Here is a 21,141-nt window from a genome sequence, read left to right on the forward strand (position 1 = left end):
CGTGAGGGCTTGGTGCTCAAGCCCTCAGAGCGGTAAAGCCATATAGAACTGCGTGCCCTGCCCCGGCCGTGAATAAACGCCCATGCGTCCGCCGTGCAGCTGGACAATCTCCTTGCAAAGCGCCAGCCCGAGCCCGGCGCCGCCTTTCTTGCGGCCGACCTGGACGAAGGGTTCGAAGATCCGCCCCTGCTGTCCGTAGGCAATGCCCTCGCCGTTATCTTCGACGCTGATGATCGCCCGCTCACCGTGACGCCTGGCCTGCAGGCGAATCAGGCCGTTCGGCGGCGTGTGACGCAAGGCATTGTCCAGCAGATTATCCAGTACCCGCTCCAGCTGGGACTGATCGGCATGCAGGCGCGGCATCGGCTCCTGCATATCCAGCATCAGCACAATATCCTGCTCCTGGGCCTGATCCTCAAAGCGCACCTTGGCTTCTTGCAGCAAGGTCTCGATGGAGCACGGTGCAAGTTTGAGCTTCTGCAGACCGTTCTGGTAACGCGAGAAATTCAGCAGGTCGTTGATGAGCTGCATCAGGCGCTGCATTTCTTCGGTGACCGTATTGAGCAGATCGGCCTCACGGGACTCGGGAGCAAAATGCAGACGCTCCTGAAGAAGGCCGAACGCCATGTGCATACCCGTAACCGGCGTGCGCAACTCATGCGAGGCGCGCAGGACGAACTCGCTGCGTACCCGCTCGAAAGCACGTTGCTCGGTCACGTCGTGCAGCACCATCACCGCACCCAGGATGTGGCCTTTGGTGTGGCTGACCGGCGTCATGCTGTAGGTCAGCAGTCGCGACTCGCCGTCGATTTCGATGGCCAGGTCTTCCGGCGCACGTTCCAGCGTTCCGCCTCGCAGCACCAGATGCAATTGCTCATCCAGCTCGGGGCGGCCCAAGGCCTCGCCCAGACTGTGCCCGAGGCGACTCTCGTCCCATCCGAGCTGGCGCTGCGCAACAGGGTTGAGGTGCTCCAGGTGGCCCTGGCGATCAATCATCAGCAGGCCATCGTCGATACTGTCGAGAACCGCCTGCAGACGTTGCTGGCCCGCCAGAAGCTCATCGACGTTGGTCGCCTGATGCTGACGCAGGGCTTCGGCCATGATGCCGAAGCGCCGGGTCAGCAGGTTCATTTCGGCGGCCGAGGAAATGGGCAGCGTGACCTCGTAATCACCCTCGCCGATACGATCAGCGGCCTTGGCCAGCGCCTCAATCGGCGCACCGAAACGGCGGGCGATGCCATGCGCGGTCACAAAGCCGATGCACAGCACCGCCAGCCCGACCAGGCCCAGCAAGCCGGCGATCCACAATGCACGATCCCTGGAGTTGATCTCGGCGTTGCTGATGTTCTCCAGCGCCTTGCGATGCACATCCATCAGACCGTTACGCAGCGTGTCGAAACTTTCGCTCAATTGCGAGTTGCCGCGTATGCCTCGCGGATCATTGCCATACTGCTGCCAGGCGGCAATGAATCGCTGATAATCGCCTCGGGTCTTTTCAAAACCGTTGCGCACATCTTGCTGGGTGTCCTGCGCCGATCCCTCCTCCAGCAGCTCTTCGAACTGCTTCTGCATTCTTTGCAGCTCAGGCTCATTGCGATTTGAACCGGTCATCAACACCAACTGATCACCCATGTTCTGACGCAACTTCAGACCCAGATCGAGGATGGCGAAGTTATGCTGAATCAGCGATTCCTGAGTCCGGGCCATCTGCATGACACTGACGAGCCCCAACAGCAGCCCGAGCAAAGCGACCGTGATCAGCGCCGAAATGCTCAGAAAGAGGCGGGTGCGCAACTTCATGGCCAGCTTCATTTGAGGTATTTCATAGGTTGTACTGTTTTCGTTTGCGGTAAAGCGTCGAAGCATCGATACCCAGGGTCTTGGCGGCCTGATCAAGGGTCTCACTGGTTGCCAGTACGGCCCCGATGTGCGCCTTTTCAAGCTCGTCCAGACTCAAGGCCGCTCCCACCCGCGGTGCGTTGTTGGTCGGTTGCTCAGCCATGCCCAAATGACTGACCTCCACGCGCTCCTGTGGACAGATAATGCTGGCTCGCTCGATCACGTTGCGCAGCTCACGAATGTTGCCCGGCCAGCGGTAATTGAGCAGTGCCGCTCGGGCCTCTTCGCTGAAGCCGCGAGCCGGACGGGCGTACTCCTTGACGAAACGCGCCAGAAAGCGGTCCGCCAGGGTCAGAATGTCTTCGCTGCGCTCACGCAGGGCTGGCAGATTCAGGGTAATCACGTTCAGGCGGTACAGCAGATCCTCACGGAAACGTCCGCTGCGCACCATGTCCTCAAGGTTGAGGTTGGTGGCGGCCAGGATGCGCACGTCGGCACGTCGGGTCACCGGGTCACCGACGCGCTCGTATTCCTTGTCCTGAATGAAGCGCAGCAACTTGGGCTGCAGCGTCAGCGGAAAGTCACCGATTTCGTCGAGAAACAGGGTGCCGCCATCGGCCTGATTGACGCGACCCAGCGTACTTTCGCTGGCGCCGGTAAAGGCGCCGCGGCTGTGGCCGAACAGTTCGCTTTCCATCAGTTCTGCAGTCAGCGATGGGCAGTTGATCGTGACGCAGGACTTCTTGGCGCGTTTGCTCCAGCCATGAATCGCCCTGGCCAGTTCGCCCTTACCGGTACCCGACTCGCCCAGAATCAGGATGTTGGCATCGGTTACCGCAACCTGACGGGCCGTTTCCAGAATGGCCATCATCGAAGGGCTGTGGGAATCCAGGCCATCCTTGGGCTTGCGAACCTCACCTTCCAGTGCTTCGAGACGTGCAGACAGTTGTCGAACTTCAAGCTGCTTGGCCGTCGCAAGACGCAACTGGTCAGGACTGCACGGCTTGACCAGGTAGTCGGCTGCGCCAGCCTGAATGGCATCGACAGCCGTATCGACCGCCGAATGGGCAGTCACGATCACCACACGCATCCACGGCGCCTGAATCCGCATCTGCGCCAGCACGTCCAGGCCATTGTCTTCGCCCAGACGCAAATCGAGAAAGCACAGATCGAATACTTGACGCTGCATGAGCGTGTCGGCCTGGGCTGCGCTGTTGGCAGTGGCAACACTGTAGCCTTCGTCTTCCAGACAGTACCGGAAAGTGCGGAGGATGGCGGACTCATCGTCCACAAGCAGAATACGGCCCTGATTCTCAGTGGCTGCTTCCATTTTTCCTACGCTCCTTAATGAATTGTCTCAGTTAGTCTCGGAATCATCGGGCAAGTTGCATGGTCAATTCTGATTGATTCTTCGGCATGCATGGTAGCTTTCTGATCAGCTAATGGCGAACAGCCTGACTAATCCGCGTTTATGCCGTCAAAACCGTCTATTCGGAGACGAAATCTCACCGCAAAAGGAACACTCCTATGTTTTCACTGAAAAAGATTGCTCTGATCACCGCCGCCGCTGCGCTACTGGGCAGCGGCCCGGTACTCGCCCAGCCTGATCTGCCCACTCAGCTCACCGAGGCGCGTCAGGAAGGCTCGATCTGGACAGCTTTCGCGCTGAACAAGCATCTGAGCCCGTTCAAGATCGATGTGGGTGTCGAGCAAGGCACTGCGACGCTCAAGGGCAAGGTTGAAAACGAAGTGGACCGCGAGCTGGCCGAGCGCATCGCACTGGATACCAAAGGCATCGAAAAGGTCGACAACCAGCTGGAGGTGGATCCTGCTGTCGCCACCGAGCCTGGCACCCGGACCAACATGGCTCAGCGGTTCGAGGATGCAACGCTGGTCGCAACGGTGAAATCCAAGCTGCTGTGGAGCAGCGTGACCGAAGCACTGAATATCGAGGTCGACAGCAAGGACGGCGTCATCACCCTCAAGGGCCGTGCACAGAGTCCCGAAGCCAAAGAGCTGGCGGGTAGCCTGGCCAGCAATACCGATGGCGTGGTCAGCGTCAACAACCTGATCAGCCTCAGCGCAGCCGACTCGATTGCGGCCAAGACCCAGCCACAGTCGCTGACCCCGACCGAGGAAATGAGTGACGCCTGGATCACCAGCAAGGTCAAGGCAAGCCTGATCTACAGCCGCACGCTGGATGGGCTGAACATCAAAGTGGATACCAAGGCCGGTGTCGTCAGCCTGAATGGCGTGGTCGCCAACTTCGCCGAGAAAGAACTGGCGGTGGAAATCGCGAAAAACATTCGTGGTGTCAAAGGCGTCAACGGCGACGCGCTGAAGGTCATGGCACGCAGCGCAGGCTGAGGGTTCAGCGCCATCGCGCTGAGCGCTTCGTGCAGAACGCACGATTACAAAGGGGTAATCGTGCAGCTTGCTGGTAACCTGCCCTCACCAAACTTATTAACCCATTGATTTTAAAGAAATTTATATCGATCAAAAAACTGGCATGCAGTCTGCAATAACCCATTCAACAAAGGTCGATCCACAACGACCCATCAGATTGAATGCCCACTCAGGCAAGGGGATTTTGCAGATGAACAGCCAGCGTATTGCACAATTGCGTATCTCTCCCCTGCACCTTCAGCAAGGCCTTTTTCTGCTCCTTGCCTTGCTCGTCACTCTGATCGCCATTCAGCAGTTCCAGCGTTGGAATCAAGCCAACGAGGCAGCTCAACCGAAACAGCAATTCATCCAGACCAGCAGCACCTCCTACCGCGGTGTTAGTGCACCAGCGGTCAAGGACATGTCCTCAAGCCTGCGTAATGTCGACGGCCTGGTTTCTGTAGATGAAGTCGCTCCACAGCAAAAATGGGTTTTCTGACCCGACCTTAAAAGCAGCACCCTTATTAAAACGGCATCAAAAGGAGTATCACCATGTTGAGTTGGGCAATCACGTTTCTGATCATTGCTATCGTCGCTGCAGTACTGGGCTTCGGTGGTATCGCGGGCACGGCTACTGGTATCGCCAAGATCCTGTTCGTCGTCTTCCTGGTGATGTTCGTTGTGTCGTTCTTCTTCGGTCGTCGCGGTCGAGGCTGATAATGCACACGTCATTTCGCACACTGGCCGCCGCCCTGTTGATGGGTGGCAGTGCCATGGTCATGGCAGCCAATGATGGGCAGTCTCGGGTCAATGAGCTTCTAAGCTCCGCTCCCGAGTACCGCACCACCTGGGCGAAGGTCGTCAAGAAGGAAGAGCGTTTACCGGATTGGGTGATCAACCTGTCCGGTGCTTCCGAGCAGCAGATGACAGCGGCCACTGAAGACGGTGACAACTATCTGGTTGGACCGCTTTGCGAAACGGCCGATACGTGCAAAAGCAAGCGCCTGATCGTGGCTTTCAGCCTCGACAAGGAAGATGCTTACGCTATGTTGGTTGAAGTGCCTGCCGGTCTTCCTGCAGACAAATCGCCAACACGTCACGCGACCTACCGTTACCTGGGTAAGCCTGACGAGGGTATGCAAAAGCTCTTGAATGAAGAGCTGCGCAAGGACCCTAACTGGTATTGATCCAGAAGAAAGGTGTCGGCTCAGGAGTTGACACTTTTCGGCTTTGTGCGGCCTGAGGAAGGTACGCGCATGACCAAGGGGCCGGGACGCGTTGATCAAGTGGATCGGCGTGACCTAGGGGTACAGGGAGTACCTCCGCCAAGGGCCGGGTCAGGCAAGCCGCCGTGCAAGACCACGAGAATGCGTCGACGTTTCGAACGCTTCCTGTGACCCTGCACGGCGCTTTATATTTCCCTTCTCGCTTCGCCCTCTTGTTAAATTGCATCCCTCGGCAGCATCAGCCCCAGTGGCAGCCTTACGCGTGCTTCCAGTCCGCCTCCCGAACGATTTCTCAACTCGACGTTGCCGCCGTGCATGGCAGCGATACGCTTGACGATGGCCAGGCCTAGGCCGGTGCCCTTGCCACTGCGTGCGCGATCACCACGAATGAACGGGTTGAAGATGGTATCCAGCTCGGACGGATCGATGCCCGCGCCCCTGTCCAGCACACTCAACACCACGTAGGGCGCGTTTCGGTCACCGGACACATAGGCGGCGACTTCGATACCGTTACCGGCGTGGTGCTTGGCGTTGCCAATCAGATTGGTCAGCAGGCGCTTCATCGAGACGCGGCGCAGCGGGAACGGCGGAATGGGCTCCAGGCACAGACGAATGCTGTCTTCATCGTCATTGAAGGGTGCAACCACATCGCGCACCAGGTGCCCCAGATCGACCTCTTCGATCTCTTCGTCGCGCCCATCGCGGATGAACGCCAGGAACTGATCGAGAATGGCGTCCATGTCCTCGATATCACGCACCATGCCTTCGGAGAACTCATTGTCGTTCATCAATTCGAGAGACAGCCGCAGGCGGGTCAGTGGGGTGCGCAAGTCGTGGGAAACCCCGGCCAGCATCAGCTCGCGCTCCTGCCCGGCCTGCTCGACGTCTTCAGCCATCTGATTGAAGGCCCGGTAGACTTCGGTCATCTCGCTCGGCGTGTCGCTGACCGGCAGCCGCACGCTGCGCCCCTGCCCCAACTGGCGCGCCGCAAACACCAGACGCTTGAGCGGCTGACTCAGTTGACGCACGAAAATCCAGGCAGATGCAGTGGAAAGCAACCCGATGGCCAGGAACCAGCCCAGTACGTTCCAGATTTTCTGACCGCGCAACGGGTGCGGATAAAGCGGCACTTTCAGCCAGCCGTCACCCAGGCTCGGCGCTCGCACCCACAGCGCGGGTGGCGCGTGTACCCGCAGACGCACTTCCGTATCGGCGCCCAGCTCAGCCTGCATCTGCCGCTGATAGATCTCACTGTAAGGCCAGTGCTGCTCGCCTTCCGGCACGCCACCGCCCACCACCCGAATCAGACCCGCCGCCTCGGCAATCGCCTCGCGATCGTTTTCACCGGCTGCCCAGTACGCGCGCAGGGTCAGAGCAACGCCGTGGCTGTATTGCCTGTCGACCAGCACGTCTTCGTTCATCAGCAGATAAACCAGCGTCAGGGCCTTGGAAAACAGCACGACGATGAGCACCAGCCAGAGCGTGCGGGAGAAAAAGCTTTGCGGGAACCAGAGCGGAGTCTTCATAACTGCAGCCATACACTTTGCAGGGCGAGCGGGGCTCGCAGGTTTGCCGAACGCGGGCCGGACCCGATGGACGAACGCAAAAAACCAGTACGTCGATAAACCTGTAAAGATTATCGACGTGACTGGCAGCAATGACGGATTTCTGGGCCGACAACCGGGTTATCAGCGACTTCCGGCGCCGTCCGGAACGAATACATAACCTACGCCCCAGACCGTCTGGATATAACGGGGCTTGGAAGGATCAGGCTCGATCAGACGACGCAGACGGGAAATCTGCACGTCGATGGATCGCTCCAGCGCATCCCACTCCCGGCCACGCGCCAGGTTCATCAGTTTGTCGCGGGTCAGCGGCTCGCGAGCGTGCATGACCAGCGCTTTCAGTACCGCGAATTCACCGGTGGTGAGCATGTGCACTTCTTCACCGCGCTTGAGCTCGCGGGTTGCCAGAGACAGCACGTAGTCACCGAAACTGACCGACTCGTCTTCGCTGCCAGGGGCGCCGGGCACCGGTGCCGCCTGACGACGCAACACCGCCTTGACCCGCGCCATCAGCTCGTCCGGGTTGAACGGCTTGGCCAGATAATCGTCAGCCCCCAGTTCGAGCCCCTTGATGCGGCTCAGCTCATCGCCCTTGGCGGTCAGCATGATAATCGGCACCTGATTGTTTGCGGCACGCAGACGACGACAGGCTGAAAGGCCGTCTTCGCCGGGCAGCATCAGGTCCAGCACCACAAGGTTGAACACCTCACGGGCCAGTAACCGGTCCATTTGCTCCACATTTGCCACGGCGCGGGCACGATAGCCCTTGCTGGTGAAAAAACGTTCCAGGAGGCTGCTCAGCCCCGGATCGTCATCGACAATAAGGATTTTTTCGCCTTCGGCATTTTGTGCGGTGCTGCTCATCGGATGCTCCTCTGATCTCGGGGCGCATTATGGCGTAGCTGCGGTGATGCGCACCTTGTGCATTGTTAGCAGATTTTACTGGAGGCGACACTTGTGCCTGCGTTTTCGCCGAAAAAACACCCCATTTATCGGCCGATCCCCTAATCCGGCTTCGCTGGGTATAATGCGCCGCCCTCGAAGTCAGGCAACGCCGGACTCATGGCGGTTCGCCAGCCCTGAAAATAAATGCTGGCGCACGATACCCAGGCAAGGCAATTCGTACATAGCCCAGTTTTTTGCTCACAACTCCAGGTGGTTTTATGGACAGCATCAACAGCCGCATCGCCGAAGAACTCGGCGTACGCCCACAACAGGTCGCAGCGGCCGTAGCACTACTGGATGAAGGCTCGACCGTGCCCTTCATTTCCCGCTACCGCAAGGAAGTGACCGGCAGTCTTGATGACACGCAACTGCGCCATCTGGAAGAGCGCCTGCGTTATCTGCGTGAACTGGACGAGCGGCGCGTCAGCATTCTTGCCAGCATCGAAGAGCAAGGCAAACTGACCCCGGAGCTGGCCCGCGATATCAAGTTGGCCGACACCAAGACCCGCCTCGAAGACTTATACCTGCCTTATAAGCAGAAACGCCGCACCAAGGGCCAGATCGCCCTTGAAGCCGGGTTGGGCGAGCTGGCCGACGGCCTGTTCAACGACCCGAGCCTGGCCCCGGAAGCAGAAGCAGCCCGCTTCGTCGACGCGGATAAAGGCGTGGCTGATGTAAAGGCTGCGCTGGAAGGCGCCAAGTACATTCTGATGGAGCGCTTTGCCGAAGATGCCTCGCTGCTGGACAAGCTGCGCAGCTTCCTCAAGCAGGAAGCGGTGATCAGCGCACGCGTGGTGCCGGGCAAGGAAGAGGAAGGCGCCAAGTTCCGCGACTACTTCGAACACGACGAACCGCTCAAGAGCATGCCGTCGCACCGTGCGCTGGCGATTTTCCGCGGTCGTAACGAAGGCTTCCTGAGCTCGGCACTGAAAGTCGGTGAAGAATTGCCGGGCGCCATGCACCCGTGCGAGCTGATGATCGGTGAGCGTTTCGGCATCCAGAACCAGAACCGCCCGGCAGACAAATGGCTGGCCGAAGTGGTGCGCTGGACCTGGAAGGTCAAGCTGTACAGCCACCTTGAAACCGATCTGCTGGGTGAGCTGCGTGACGGCGCGGAAACCGAAGCGATCAATGTCTTCGCCCACAACCTGCACGACCTGTTGCTCGCCGCACCGGCCGGTCAGCGCGCCACGCTGGGGCTCGATCCTGGCCTGCGCACCGGCTGCAAGGTCGCCGTGGTAGACGCCACCGGCAAACTGCTCGACTACGCCACCGTCTATCCGCACGTACCGAAAAACCAGTGGGACCAGACCATCGCCGTACTGGCCGCACTGTGTGCCAAGCATTCGGTCGATCTGATTGCCATCGGCAACGGCACCGCCAGCCGCGAAACCGACAAGCTGGCTGCCGACCTGATCAAAAAATACCCAGGTCTGAAGATGACCAAGGTCATGGTCTCCGAAGCAGGCGCGTCGGTGTACTCGGCATCGGAACTGGCCGCCAAGGAATTCCCGGACCTCGACGTGTCGATCCGTGGCGCGGTGTCCATTGCCCGTCGCTTGCAGGACCCGCTCGCCGAACTGGTGAAAATCGACCCGAAATCCATCGGGGTCGGCCAGTACCAGCACGACGTTTCGCAGCTCAAGCTGGCGCGCGGCCTGGATGCAGTGGTGGAAGACTGCGTAAACGCCGTGGGCGTGGATGTGAACACGGCCTCCGTGGCGCTGCTGGCACGCATTTCCGGCCTCAACACCACGCTGGCGCAGAACATCGTTGCGCATCGTGATGAAAACGGCGCGTTCAAAACCCGCGCGGCGCTGAAGAAAGTCAGCCGCCTGGGCGAAAAGACCTTTGAACAGGCCGCCGGCTTCTTGCGCGTCATGACCGGTGACAACCCGCTCGACGCCTCCGCCGTTCACCCGGAAGCCTACCCGCTGGTGCAGCGCATTGCGGCTGAAACCGACCGCGATATTCGCTCGCTGATCGGCGACGCCAGCTTTCTCAAGCGTCTGGACCCGAAAAAATTCACCGACGAGACCTTTGGTCTGCCGACTGTGACAGACATCCTCCAGGAACTCGAAAAGCCGGGCCGCGATCCGCGTCCGGAGTTCAAGACCGCAGAGTTCCAGGACGGGGTCGAAGACCTCAAGGACCTGCAACTGGGGATGATCCTCGAAGGCGTGGTCACCAACGTCACCAACTTCGGTGCATTCGTCGATATCGGCGTGCATCAGGACGGTCTGGTGCATATCTCGGCGTTGTCCGAGAAGTTCATCAAGGACCCGCGCGAAGCGGTCAAGGCCGGTGATGTGGTGAAAGTGAAGGTCATGGAAGTCGATATCCCGCGCAAACGCGTCGGTCTGTCGATGCGCATGAGCGATACGCCCGGCGAGAAAATCGATGGTGCACGCGGTGCCCGTCCGGGTTCTTCGCCTCGCCAGAACAACGCGCCGCGCAAGGAAACCACTGCCCCAGCGCCCGCCAACAATGCCATGGCGTCGCTGTTCGCCAATGCCAAGCAACTGAAGAAGCGCTGATGGATATTCCTGAAGATCTGACCCACAGCGCCTACTTCAAGATGCTCGGCTGCGAGCTGCGGCGTCTGGACGAGGGCGTTGCCGAGGTTGCGTTGCCGCTGGAGGCGCACTTGCGCAATCGCGGCAACGTGATGCACGGCGGTGCAATCTTCAGCCTGGTCGATATCGCCATGGGCCTGGCCTGTTCCAGCGTTCACGGTTTCGACCAGCGCAGCGTGACCATCGAGTGCAAGATCAACTACGTGCGTGGCGTCTCCGAGGGCGAAGTCCTGTGCATCGCCAAGGTGCTGCACGCGGGTCGCCGCACGCTGGTGGTCGAGGCCGAAGTCGTTCAGGGCGACAAGCTTGTGGCCAAAGCCCAAGGCACATTTGCGGTGATCTAGACTTGATCGAGGGCTGATGAACAGCATCCCTGCGAACTGAACCTAGCCGTACCGACATCATTTGGGTTAATTTCGGCACCATTAGCGTGGTGCCGAGTCCATTTGGGTAGTACGACAAAGAGCAGTGATTGTGAACAGGCGCTACCGACCAACCAGGCGACTACGCCAGTTCCTTTCTTCACCCTTGTAGACCGTCAAGTCCACCCCCATATCGGGGCGACCGATGCGTGAAGGATTACACCTTGAGCGAACTTTTAAACCGTCGTCTTGCATTGCTCGGCGAGCGTAACAACCTCTCTCTTCTGGAGCAGTGCCTGCACGGTATCGAGCGTGAGTGCCTGCGCGTTACCGCAACGGCAGAACTGGCCCGGACGCCCCACCCGCAAGCTCTGGGTGCCGCCCTGACCAACGGTCAGGTGACGACCGATTATTCCGAATCGCTGCTGGAGTTCATCACACCAGCCTTGAAGAACCCGGCCGAGACCATCGACAACCTGGACCGGGTCCACCGCTTCGTTTACAGCAAGCTGGGTGACGAGCTGCTGTGGAGCCCGTCGATGCCGTGCCCGTTGCCCGATGAAGAGCACATACCGATCGCCTATTACGGCACGTCGAACATCGGCAAGCTCAAGTACGTGTACCGCAAGGGCCTGGCGCTGCGTTATGGCAAGACCATGCAGTGCATTGCCGGCATTCACTACAATTTCTCGTTGCCGGAAGACGCATGGGCGCTGCTCAAGCAGACCGAAGACTTTGCAGGCGATGCCCGCGACTACCAGTCGCATTCCTACATCGCGCTGATTCGTAACTTCCGCCGCTACAGCTGGCTGTTGATGTACCTGTTCGGCGCTTCACCGGCACTCGACGCGGGTTTCCTGCGCGGCCGCAAGCATCAGCTGGAGCAGCACTTCGACGCAGACACCCTGTATCTGCCGTACGCCACCAGTCTGCGTATGAGCGACCTGGGTTATCAGAGTGACGCCCAGGCCGACCTGACCCCTTGCTACAACGATCTGGTCAGCTACACCGACAGCCTGCGCAAGGCCGTGGCCACGCCTTACAAGCCTTACGTCGAGGTCGGCACCCATGACCAGAACGGCGAGTGGGTACAACTCAATACCAACGTGCTGCAGATCGAGAACGAGTACTACTCCAACATTCGCCCCAAGCGTGTGACCTATAGCGGCGAGCGCCCTATTCAGGCGCTGGTGGCCCGTGGTGTGCAGTACGTCGAAGTGCGCTGCCTGGACATCAACCCGTTCCTGCCGACCGGCATCAGCCTGGAGCAGTCGCGCTTTATCGATGCCTTCGTGCTGTATTGCGCCCTTGAGGAAAGCCAGCAACTGGCCAGCCACGAGTGCTCCAACGCAAGCTCGAACTTCCTGTCAGTGGTCAAGGAAGGACGTCGCCCGGGCCTGAGCCTGATGCGTGACAACCGCCCTGTCGATCTCAAGACCTGGGCAACCGAGCTGGTGGAGAAGATCACGCCGATTGCCCGCTTGCTCGATCAGGCTCAGGGCACTGATGAGCACCTCAAATCGATTGCGGTGCAACAGGCCAAGATCGACGATACCGCGCTCACACCGTCTGCCCAGGTGCTGGCCAGCATGGAAGCGCATAACGAAGGCTTTACAGCGTTCTCCCTGCGCCAGAGCCAGGTCCACGCCGAATACTTCCGCACTCACCCGCTGAGCGCTCAGGAACAGGCAGACTTCGAAGCCCAGGCCAAAACCTCCATCGAGGAACAGGTCGAGCTGGAAGCAACGGAAGAAGTGGTGGATTTCGACACGTTCGTGGGTTCGTATCAGGCGAGCATTCTGTCGATCAGCAACTGATGCAAAGATGACGCAGAGCGTCACGAACGGCATTCCCACGCGGAGCGTGAAGAACGATAGGCGTCCACAAGAACACCTATCGTACCCATGCTCCAGCGTGGGCACGCAGTTCTGGACGCTCTGCGTCCGCCCCCAAGCTTATATCGCCTTTTCGAAGATCTTCGAATTACGCTGGTAGTTGTACAGCGAGGCGCGGGCGCTTGGCAGGCGGTCGACGCTGCTGGGTTCGAAACCGCGTTCGCGGAACCAGTGTGCGGTGCGGGTGGTGAGGACGAACAGGGTCTTGATACCCAAGGCCCGGGCGCGGTGTTCAATACGCTCCAGCAACTCGTCGCCACGGCCACCATGCCGGTATTCCGGATTGACGGCCAGACACGCCAGCTCGCCCGACTCCGAATCGGCAATCGGATACAGCGCAGCACAGGCGATGATCAGCCCTTCGCGCTCGACCACGCTGAACTGGGTAATCTCGCGCTCCAGCACTTCGCGGGAGCGGCGTACCAGGATGCCCTGCTCTTCCAGCGGCGTGATCAGGTCCATCAAACCGCCGACGTCCTCGATGGCCGCTTCGCGCACCTGTTCGAACTGCTCCTGCGCGACCAGCGTGCCGCCGCCGTCACGGGTAAACAGTTCGGTCAGCAGCGCGCCGTTCTCGGCATAACTGACGATATGGCTGCGCGCCACGCCGCCACGGCAAGCCTCGGCCGCAGCGTCCAGCAGTTCCGCCTGATAGTTGGCACCCAGGCGCTGCAAGTGCGCGGGCACCTGCTGAGGACGCAGTTCGCGCACCAGCCGGCCCTGCTCGTCCAGCAGGCCGGTTTCGGCGCCGAACAGCAGCAGTTTGTCGGCGGCCAGATCGATGGCTGCGCGGGTGGCGACGTCTTCGCAGGCCAGATTGAAAATCTCGCCCGTCGGTGAATAACCCAATGGCGACAGCAGCACGATATGGCGCTCGTCCAGCAGGCGATTGATACCCTTGCGGTCGACCCGGCGCACTTCGCCGGTGTGCTGATAATCGACACCCTCAAGCACCCCGATAGGCCGTGCGGTGACGACGTTGCCGCTGGTCACTCGTAACCGCGAGCCCTGCATGGGCGAGGCGGCCATGTCCATCGACAGACGCGCCTCGATCGAAATGCGCAGTTGACCCACGGCATCGATCACGCACTCCAGCGTTTCGGTATCGGTGATCCGCAGGTCACGGTGGTAACGCGGCGTAATCCCGCGCTGGGCCAGACGGCTTTCAATCTGCGGACGGGAACCGTGAACCAGCACCAGACGCACGCCCAGGCTGTGCAGCAGGACCAGGTCGTGGACGATATTGCCGAAATTGGGGTGCGCAACGCCGTCGCCGGGCAGCATGACGACGAAGGTGCAATCGCGGTGAGCATTGATGTACGGAGACGCGTGGCGAAGCCAATTGACGTATTCGGGCATGACAACAAGAGCCTGTAGAAAAAATGGACGAAGAAAAGAAGCACGCACAACGGTGTGGTGGTTATCGTCGGAACAGGCTTGGCAGCACGCGCAGTCTCCTTTTGCTCAAGATACTTTGATTAATACGGGTTATGCCTGACTCACTGGGGCGTCAGGCAGTAATGTTCGATCAATTGACGTAACAGACGCACTGTAGGGTCAAGACGTGACATTTCGAGGTATTCCCCCGGCTGATGCGCGCAGGCGATGTCGCCCGGGCCAAGCACCAGTGTCTCGCAGCCGAGGCGCTGAAGATAAGGCGCTTCGGTGCCGAATGCTACTGCTGCGGCCGTATGACCGGTCAGGCGTTCAGCGACACGCACGAGTTCAGCGTCAGCGACCTGCTCGAACGGCGCGCATTCGGGGAACAATGGCGCGTAGTCGATCCGTACCTGATGCAGCTCGGCCAGCGGCTGCAGCTTCTGCCGAATGGCCGAGCGCAGCATCTCCGGGTCCATGCCCGGCAGCGGGCGCAGGTCGAATTCCAGCGAGCACTGGCCACAAATCCGGTTCGGGTTGTCGCCGCCATGAATACAGCCCAGGTTCAGCGTCGGCTGCGGCACCGTGAATTGCGGGTTGCGGTACTTCGCCTGCCACTGCGTGCGCAGGCCCTTGAGTTCGCTGATGGCGTCGTGCATGGCTTCGAGTGCGCTGTGCCCAAGGCTCGGGTCGGAGGAATGGCCGCTGCGCCCGAGAATATCGATGCGCTCCATCATCACGCCCTTGTGCAGGCGGATCGGCTTGAGCCCGGTCGGCTCGCCAATCACTGCCGCACGACCCAGCGGGCGGCCGGCGTCGGCCAGCGCGCGGGCACCGGCCATCGAGCTTTCCTCGTCGCAGGTGGCGAGGATCAGCAGCGGCTGCTTGAACGGCTGATCAACAAGGCCACGCACCGCTTCGATGACCAGCGCAAAGAAGCCCTTCATGTCGCAACTGCCCAGCCCGACCCAGCGGCCATCCACCTCGGTCAGCTTCAAGGGGTCGGTCTTCCACAGTGCCTCATCGAACGGCACGGTATCGCTGTGCCCCGCCAGTACCAGACCGCCTGGGCCTGTTCCGTAGGTCGCCAGCAGATTGAACTTGCCGGGCGACACTTGCTGGATGTCGCAGGCAAACCCCAGATCGCCCAGCCATCCGGCCAGCAGATCGATGACGGGACGGTTGCTCTGGTCCAGGGAAGGCTGAGTGCAGCTCACCGAGGGTACGGCGATCAGCGCGGCGAACTGGTCTTTCATGGACGGCAACGGCATGGACGCTTCCTGTAATCGAGACGGAACACGGCCCATCATAGGGCCATAGCAACCCAGGAATAAACCGTTTCGGGCCATGTCCTGTACACTGACGGCCTCAGCAGCCGTTCAATCATGGGCTGCGCTCCCGTTTATCCGTATCAGCGTTTGGATTCCCCCGGCCATGCAAAAAGAAACTGAAATCAAACTCCGCGTCAGCCGCGAGACCCTCGCTGCACTGCGTGAACACCCGTTGCTCAAGAAGCGCAACAAGAGTGGCTGGGAGCGCCTTGAACTGTCTAACCAGTATTTCGATACCCCCGAAGGTGAGCTGGCGCAGGCCAAAGTCGCCCTGCGTATCCGCCGCGACGGCGATCAGATCATCCAGACCATGAAGACTCGCGGGCAAAGCGTGGCCGGTCTGTCCGAGCGCAACGAGTACAACTGGGACCTGAGCAAGGCCAAGCTGGACCTGAAAAAGCTCGAAGGCGATTGCTGGCCCGAGCAACTGGCTGATCTGGACAAGAAAACCATCAAACCGCTGTTCACCACCGATTTCGTGCGTGAGAAAGCCGAGATTGCCTGGGGCCGTGGCAAGGCCAAAGTGGTGATCGAAGCCGCACTGGACTTGGGCCAGGTGGTGGCCGGCAAGCAGAAGGAAGAAATCTGCGAGCTGGAGCTCGAGCTGCGTGAAGGCGAACCTGCCGCGCTGCTGGAACTGGCTGCCGAGCTGGCTGCAACGCTGCCGCTGATGCCGTGTGATATCAGCAAGGCCGAGCGCGGCTACCGTCTGCTCGATGCCAGCAGCTACTCGCTGAGCCTGCAGGCGCCCGCCCTGACTGCCGAAACGCCGCTGGACGACGCTTATTCCGCGCTGGCCTGGCATCTGCTGGGCAGCAGCCAGCGTCTGGCCGAGCAATACCGCTTCAACGGCCACTGGCGTCTACTGCAGGACTGGGTCGAGATGCTCGCCGAACTGCGCGCTCTGACCAGCAGCCTCGGCCAGGCCGCGCCGCGCACCTCGACCGCACAACTGCGTACTGCGCTGGACGCCTTGCTGGAAGACTGGCGACCGCTGGTTCAGGCCGGGCAGGAAGATGCCGATGTCCGTGGTGCCGCACACGAGCAATTCCTGGAAGAATTGCAGGACACGCGCTGGGGCGAGTTCTCGCTGAATACCTCACGCTGGTTGCTTTCCCGCAGCTGGACCGCCGAACGCAACACCCGCGGCAATCGTCAGGGCGCCGCGCTGTTGAGCAGCTGGCTGCCACGCCTGCTGGGCGAAGAAGCCACGTCCCTGCAACTGAGCCGTTATCAGCAGCAGCCGGAAGACCTGGCCGAGCAACTGCCCCGCATCGAGCGCATCCAGTCCTGGCTGCACTGGGCACGCGGCGCGCTGGACCTGCCGGAACTGGATCGCCTGTATGGCGAACTGCGCAAACTGGAAGAACTGGCGCATCTGGACATCAGCGACGAAGTCCTCGATGCCCGCGTACAACAGGCAATCACCGTCTTCCAGAGCCGCGCCTGGAAAACCCTGCTGCGCTTGTAAGGCTGGATCAGAAGGCCGTAGAAGTGGACCAAGCGACGCTTCGTTTGTCCGCGAACTGCCTGAAACGTTTTAGGGCCGCTTCGCAGCCCATCGCGGACAAGTCCGCTCCTACGCCCTCCGGGCAGAAGCACTGCTGCAGGCCAGATCATTCAGCGTCATACGCAAGTCCGCTTCTGATTCTGCCCGAAGGGCGTGGGAGCAGACCGGGCGACGCTGCGCTTGTACATGATCTCCCGTTTTTTGTAGGAGCGGACAAGTCCGCTCCTACGCCCTCCGGGCAGAAGCACTGCTGCAGGCCAGGTCATTCAGCGTCATACGCAAGTCCGCTTTTGATTCTGCCCGAAGGGCGTGGGAGCAGACCGGGCGACGCTGCGCTTGTAAATGATCTCCCGTTTTTTGTAGGAGCGGACAAGTCCGCTCCTACGCCCTCCGGGCAGAAGCACTGCTGCAGGCCAGATCATTCAGCGTCATACGCAAGTCCGCTTTTGATTCTGCCCGAAGGGCGTGGGAGCAGACCGGGCGACGCTGCGCTTATACATGATCTCCCGTTTTTTGTAGGAGCGGACTTGTCCGCTCCTACGCCCTCCGGGCAGAAGCACTGCTGCAGTGCCAGATCATTCAGCGTCATACGCAAGTCCGCTTTTGATTCTGCCCGAAGGGCGTGGGAGCAGACCGGGCGACGCTGCGCTTGTACATGATCTCCCGTTTTTTGTAGGAGCGGACTTGTCCGCGAACTGCCGGGAACCGGCAGCAAAACCAGTCACCTCGGTGCACAAGGCACAACCGAGGCGGGCGCAACTCCGGGCACCAGCCCCGTCAGCGCAGCAGCGGCAGGCTGGTGGTGGATTTGATCTCCGAGAGGGCCACTGTCGAGTTCACTTCCTGGATGCCGGGTACCAGCGACAGTTTTTCGAAGAAGAACCGCTCGTACGCCTCGATATCCGGCGTCACGATGCGCAGCAGAAAATCCACCGACCCCATCAGCACATAGCACTCCAGCACCTCCGGGAAGCCACGAATCGCGTCGGTGAACTCGGTGAAGTTGGAGCGCCCGTGGGCGTTGAGTTTTACCTCGGCGAATATCTGCGTATTCAGACCGATTTTCTTGCGGTCCAGCAACGCCACCTGACGGCGAATCACCCCTTCATCCTTGAGCCGCTGAATGCGGCGCCAGCAGGGTGATTGCGACAGACCGACCTGCTCGGCAATCTGCGCACTGGAAAGCGAAGCGTCTTCCTGCAGCAGCGCCAGAATCCTGCGATCGTAACTGTCCAGTTCGATTTGCATAATTAATTTTCCGAAATAGCCTGCAGCGCATTAACAAGTCTTATAAAGACTAATCCACCCAATGATGGACCAGAAATTTCTTTTCACGCATGCAAAGATTTCCAGCATCCTTGTGGAGTATCAGCATGCCCAATCTCGAAGCCGTCACCCTCCCTTCGCAACGTCCAGATAGCTGGTCGTCCAGCAATGCACAGTGCTGCGCACGCTACCTTATCTGCGCCGAAGCCGAGCCTGCCTTGCTCTGTCAGGTGTTGAACCTGTTTGCCATGCAGTATCTGATTCCCGACCAATTGAGTGCTGTGCAACAAGAGAGCCTGCTGCTCATCGACCTTCAGGTTTGCAGATTGAGCTGGCATCGAGCCCAGGTGATTGGCGAAAAAATGCGCAACCTGATCGACGTCTGCTCAGTGGAAGTCGAGCAGGTCGACGTCCAGAATACTGCGCAATCCCGTGTCGCCCTGGCGACGGGCTGAATCAATTCGCCTGCTCCGGCAATTCCCGGTCGCATAGAACCAATAACGCTGTCACGCTTGGCGTCTACTCTTGTTCATCGTCCAATGACGAATTGCCTCAAGGAGCGCACATGGCAGCCCTGGCCCCCTCTTCACAGGATCGCTGGCTTGATCTGAATGACGTGCTGCGTGATCTGGTTGCCGAAGGCTATCTCGGCCAGGACGACGCGGAAACGGCACTCACCCAACGTCGCAGTGCGGTGAACATCCAGCTGCATCCCCTCGAGTTTCTCGCTTCGCTGCAGTTTGACGACCTCAAGCGACCGGGCAAGAAGCTGGACGTGGAAACCCTGACCGCCTGGCTGGCCAAAACCTGTGGCCAGCCTTACATGCGTATCGACCCGCTGAAGATCAACGTCGCGGCGGTCACGCCACTGATGTCCTACGCCTTTGCCCAGCGCCACAAGATTCTGGCCGTGGCGGTCGATCGCGAATCGGTGACCATCGCCAGCGCGCAGCCTTATGTGCGCTCATGGGAAGCCGACCTGGCGCACGTGCTCAAGCTGCAGATCAAACGTGTGGTCGCCAACCCGGCAGACATCCAGCGCATGGCGATGGAGTTTTTCAGGCTGGCCAAGTCGGTCAGCGGTGCCAGCGCCTCTGAGCAAAAAATGAGCAACATGGGCAACTTCGAACAGTTGCTCAAGCTCGGTGCCAGCGATCAGGAGCCTGACGCCAACGACGCGCACATCGTCAATATCGTCGACTGGCTGTTCCAGTACGCCTTCCAGCAACGCGCCAGTGATATTCACATCGAGCCGCGCCGCGAACAGGGCACCGTGCGCTTTCGCATCGACGGGGTGCTGCACAACGTTTACCAGTTTCCGGCGCAGGTGATCATGGCGATTGTCAGCCGCCTGAAAAGCCTGGGCCGGATGAACGTCGCCGAAAAACGCAAACCACAGGACGGGCGGGTCAAGACCACCACGCCGGAGAATCGCGAAGTGGAGTTGCGCCTGTCGACCCTGCCGACCGCGTTTGGCGAAAAAATGGTCATGCGGATCTTCGACCCCGAGGTATTGCTCAAGGACTTCGACCAGTTGGGCTTTTCCAGTGACGACCTGCGGCGCTGGCAGGAAATGACCCGCCAGCCCAACGGCATCATTCTGGTCACCGGCCCGACCGGTTCGGGCAAGACCACCACGCTGTACACCACCCTCAAGAAACTGGCGACCTCCGAGGTCAACCTGTGCACCATCGAAGACCCCATCGAGATGGTCGAACCGGCCTTCAACCAGATGCAGGTTCAACACAACATCGACCTGAGCTTTGCCGCCGGCGTGCGCGCACTGATGCGACAGGACCCGGATATCATCATGATCGGCGAGATTCGCGACCTGGAGACGGCAGAAATGGCGATTCAGGCGGCGCTTACCGGTCACCTGGTGCTGTCGACGCTGCACACCAACGATGCGCCCAGCGCCATCAGCCGAATGCTCGAACTGGGTGTGCCGCACTACCTGCTCAAGGCGACCATCCTCGGCGTCATGGCCCAGCGTCTGGTGCGCACCCTTTGCCCACACTGCAAGGCGCCCATCAACCTCAACGAGACCGACTGGCAAACCCTGACGCGCCCCTGGCAGGCACCGGTGCCACCCGGCGCGCATCAGGCGGTCGGCTGCGTGGAGTGTCGCGATACCGGCTACCGGGGTCGGGCGGGTGTCTACGAGATCATGGTCATGTCCGACAACATCAAGGCATTGATCTCGGCGGACCTGGACCTGACCGCCATGCGTCGTCAGGCCTTCAAGGAAGGGACGCGCAGCCTGCGTCTGTCCGGCGCGCAGAAAGTCTCGGCGGGCCTGACTACACTTGAGGAAGTGCTGCGGGTAACACCGCAAAGCGAACAACGCTGATCAAGGTTGAAAGCGTTGTTCCAGAAGGCCGCGCAGCATGGCGAGCCAGCTAAAGTGAACTATGCGGTACACCTTGATTGAACTAGTTCGTGGCTTTGGCTATCCAACCCCTCAGAACAACCACAGCTGGAGTAATTCATCATGCGTCTCAAGTTCGCTGTCGCCACCGTCGCCTTGCTTTCCATCCCAATGGGTTCAGCGATGGCTGACACCTTCTGGCGTAATGTGCTGTCTTCCGGTGCAACCACCGGCTCGACTTACCTGACCTTCAAGGATCACAAACTGATCGTTGCCGCCCAGGACGACGCAGGCAGCTTCGTCGCCAGCGACGGTGGCATCCGCGGTCCGTTCCTGGAAGCGGCCATCGAGCAGGTACGCAAAGACAATCCAGGCCTGAAAGCCACCGACATGGAACTGGCCAACGCGATCCTGGATAAAAACCTGGTCGCTGAAAACCAGTAAGTCTTGCCGATTAGCTTCGCGCATAAAAAATGCCGCTCCATGAGCGGCATTT

Annotated in this window: 18 protein-coding genes; 11 read left to right on the plus strand and 7 right to left on the minus strand. The window is 60.0% G+C overall.

What is annotated here, in order from left to right:
• Positions 1 to 24: 24 nt before the first annotated feature.
• Together JOE34_RS04930 and algB are read right to left on the minus strand one after the other, a co-directional pair.
• Positions 25 to 1,812 (minus strand): KinB sensor domain-containing domain, encoded by a 1,788-nt coding sequence (locus JOE34_RS04930; protein WP_003392521.1) that lies wholly within the window; start codon positions 1,810 to 1,812, stop codon positions 25 to 27.
• A 10-nt stretch (positions 1,813 to 1,822) separates the two neighbouring features.
• Positions 1,823 to 3,169: a sigma-54-dependent response regulator transcription factor AlgB gene (gene algB, locus JOE34_RS04935; RefSeq protein WP_003318895.1), complete on the minus strand. Its 1,347-nt coding sequence runs from the start codon at positions 3,167 to 3,169 to the stop codon at positions 1,823 to 1,825.
• Positions 3,170 to 3,366: 197 nt separating this feature from the next.
• On the opposite strand from algB, the gene JOE34_RS04940 reads away from it, so the two are divergent.
• The 4 genes from JOE34_RS04940 to JOE34_RS04955 all read left to right on the plus strand — a co-directional run bounded on the left by JOE34_RS04940 (position 3,367) and on the right by JOE34_RS04955 (position 5,411).
• Positions 3,367 to 4,206: a BON domain-containing protein gene (locus JOE34_RS04940; RefSeq protein ID WP_003347445.1), complete on the plus strand. Its 840-nt coding sequence runs from the start codon at positions 3,367 to 3,369 to the stop codon at positions 4,204 to 4,206.
• 229 nt (positions 4,207 to 4,435) lie between these two features.
• Positions 4,436 to 4,723 (plus strand): hypothetical protein, encoded by a 288-nt coding sequence (locus JOE34_RS04945; RefSeq protein WP_003318892.1) that lies wholly within the window; start codon positions 4,436 to 4,438, stop codon positions 4,721 to 4,723.
• A 53-nt stretch (positions 4,724 to 4,776) separates the two neighbouring features.
• Complete coding sequence (locus tag JOE34_RS04950) at positions 4,777 to 4,941, plus strand: DUF1328 domain-containing protein (protein ID WP_002555679.1); 165 nt, start codon at positions 4,777 to 4,779, stop codon at positions 4,939 to 4,941.
• A 2-nt stretch (positions 4,942 to 4,943) separates the two neighbouring features.
• A complete protein-coding gene (locus tag JOE34_RS04955; RefSeq protein ID WP_046236115.1) occupies positions 4,944 to 5,411 on the plus strand; it encodes an inhibitor of vertebrate lysozyme family protein in 468 nt (155 codons plus the stop codon).
• A gap of 254 nt (positions 5,412 to 5,665) precedes the next feature.
• Here the strand turns inward: JOE34_RS04955 and JOE34_RS04960 are convergent, their stop codons facing one another.
• Together JOE34_RS04960 and ompR are read right to left on the minus strand one after the other, a co-directional pair.
• A complete protein-coding gene (locus JOE34_RS04960; RefSeq protein WP_003392530.1) occupies positions 5,666 to 6,976 on the minus strand; it encodes an ATP-binding protein in 1,311 nt (436 codons plus the stop codon).
• Positions 6,977 to 7,138: 162 nt separating this feature from the next.
• Positions 7,139 to 7,879 (minus strand): two-component system response regulator OmpR, encoded by a 741-nt coding sequence (gene ompR, locus JOE34_RS04965; protein ID WP_003318889.1) that lies wholly within the window; start codon positions 7,877 to 7,879, stop codon positions 7,139 to 7,141.
• A 299-nt stretch (positions 7,880 to 8,178) separates the two neighbouring features.
• Between ompR and JOE34_RS04970 the strand changes: the two genes are divergently transcribed.
• From JOE34_RS04970 to gshA, 3 genes are all read left to right on the plus strand, one after another.
• Positions 8,179 to 10,497: a Tex family protein gene (locus JOE34_RS04970; RefSeq protein WP_003425961.1), complete on the plus strand. Its 2,319-nt coding sequence runs from the start codon at positions 8,179 to 8,181 to the stop codon at positions 10,495 to 10,497.
• On the plus strand, positions 10,497 to 10,880 hold the full coding sequence (locus JOE34_RS04975) for a PaaI family thioesterase (RefSeq protein WP_003314033.1): 384 nt from the start codon (positions 10,497 to 10,499) through the stop codon (positions 10,878 to 10,880). The genes JOE34_RS04970 and JOE34_RS04975 overlap by 1 nt, the downstream gene beginning before the upstream one ends.
• Before the next feature lie 242 nt (positions 10,881 to 11,122).
• Positions 11,123 to 12,715, plus strand: a complete 1,593-nt coding sequence (gene gshA, locus JOE34_RS04980; protein WP_003347455.1) for a glutamate--cysteine ligase — start codon at positions 11,123 to 11,125, stop codon at positions 12,713 to 12,715.
• A gap of 138 nt (positions 12,716 to 12,853) precedes the next feature.
• Here the strand turns inward: gshA and argA are convergent, their stop codons facing one another.
• Positions 12,854 to 14,152: an amino-acid N-acetyltransferase gene (argA, locus tag JOE34_RS04985; protein WP_003437488.1), complete on the minus strand. Its 1,299-nt coding sequence runs from the start codon at positions 14,150 to 14,152 to the stop codon at positions 12,854 to 12,856.
• Between the two features lie 140 nt (positions 14,153 to 14,292).
• Positions 14,293 to 15,441, minus strand: coding sequence for an acetylornithine deacetylase (gene argE / locus JOE34_RS04990; RefSeq protein ID WP_003392538.1), 1,149 nt, complete (start codon positions 15,439 to 15,441; stop codon positions 14,293 to 14,295).
• A gap of 163 nt (positions 15,442 to 15,604) precedes the next feature.
• Between argE and JOE34_RS04995 the strand changes: the two genes are divergently transcribed.
• A complete protein-coding gene (locus JOE34_RS04995) occupies positions 15,605 to 16,972 on the plus strand; it encodes a CYTH domain-containing protein (RefSeq protein WP_003392540.1) in 1,368 nt (455 codons plus the stop codon).
• Positions 16,973 to 17,788: 816 nt separating this feature from the next.
• Here the strand turns inward: JOE34_RS04995 and JOE34_RS05000 are convergent.
• A complete protein-coding gene (locus JOE34_RS05000; protein WP_003305413.1) occupies positions 17,789 to 18,259 on the minus strand; it encodes an Lrp/AsnC family transcriptional regulator in 471 nt (156 codons plus the stop codon).
• A gap of 125 nt (positions 18,260 to 18,384) precedes the next feature.
• On the opposite strand from JOE34_RS05000, the gene JOE34_RS05005 reads away from it, so the two are divergent.
• From JOE34_RS05005 to JOE34_RS05015, 3 genes are all read left to right on the plus strand, one after another.
• Positions 18,385 to 18,732, plus strand: a complete 348-nt coding sequence (locus JOE34_RS05005) for a hypothetical protein (protein ID WP_010413425.1) — start codon at positions 18,385 to 18,387, stop codon at positions 18,730 to 18,732.
• 110 nt (positions 18,733 to 18,842) lie between these two features.
• A complete protein-coding gene (locus JOE34_RS05010; protein ID WP_003347463.1) occupies positions 18,843 to 20,627 on the plus strand; it encodes a GspE/PulE family protein in 1,785 nt (594 codons plus the stop codon).
• Positions 20,628 to 20,768: 141 nt separating this feature from the next.
• Positions 20,769 to 21,089: a DUF2388 domain-containing protein gene (locus JOE34_RS05015; protein WP_002551535.1), complete on the plus strand. Its 321-nt coding sequence runs from the start codon at positions 20,769 to 20,771 to the stop codon at positions 21,087 to 21,089.
• Positions 21,090 to 21,141 lie beyond the last annotated feature (52 nt).

It is taken from the genome of Pseudomonas sp. PvP028 (assembly GCF_017832255.1).
Taxonomy (GTDB): Bacteria; Pseudomonadota; Gammaproteobacteria; order Pseudomonadales; family Pseudomonadaceae; genus Aquipseudomonas; species Aquipseudomonas syringae.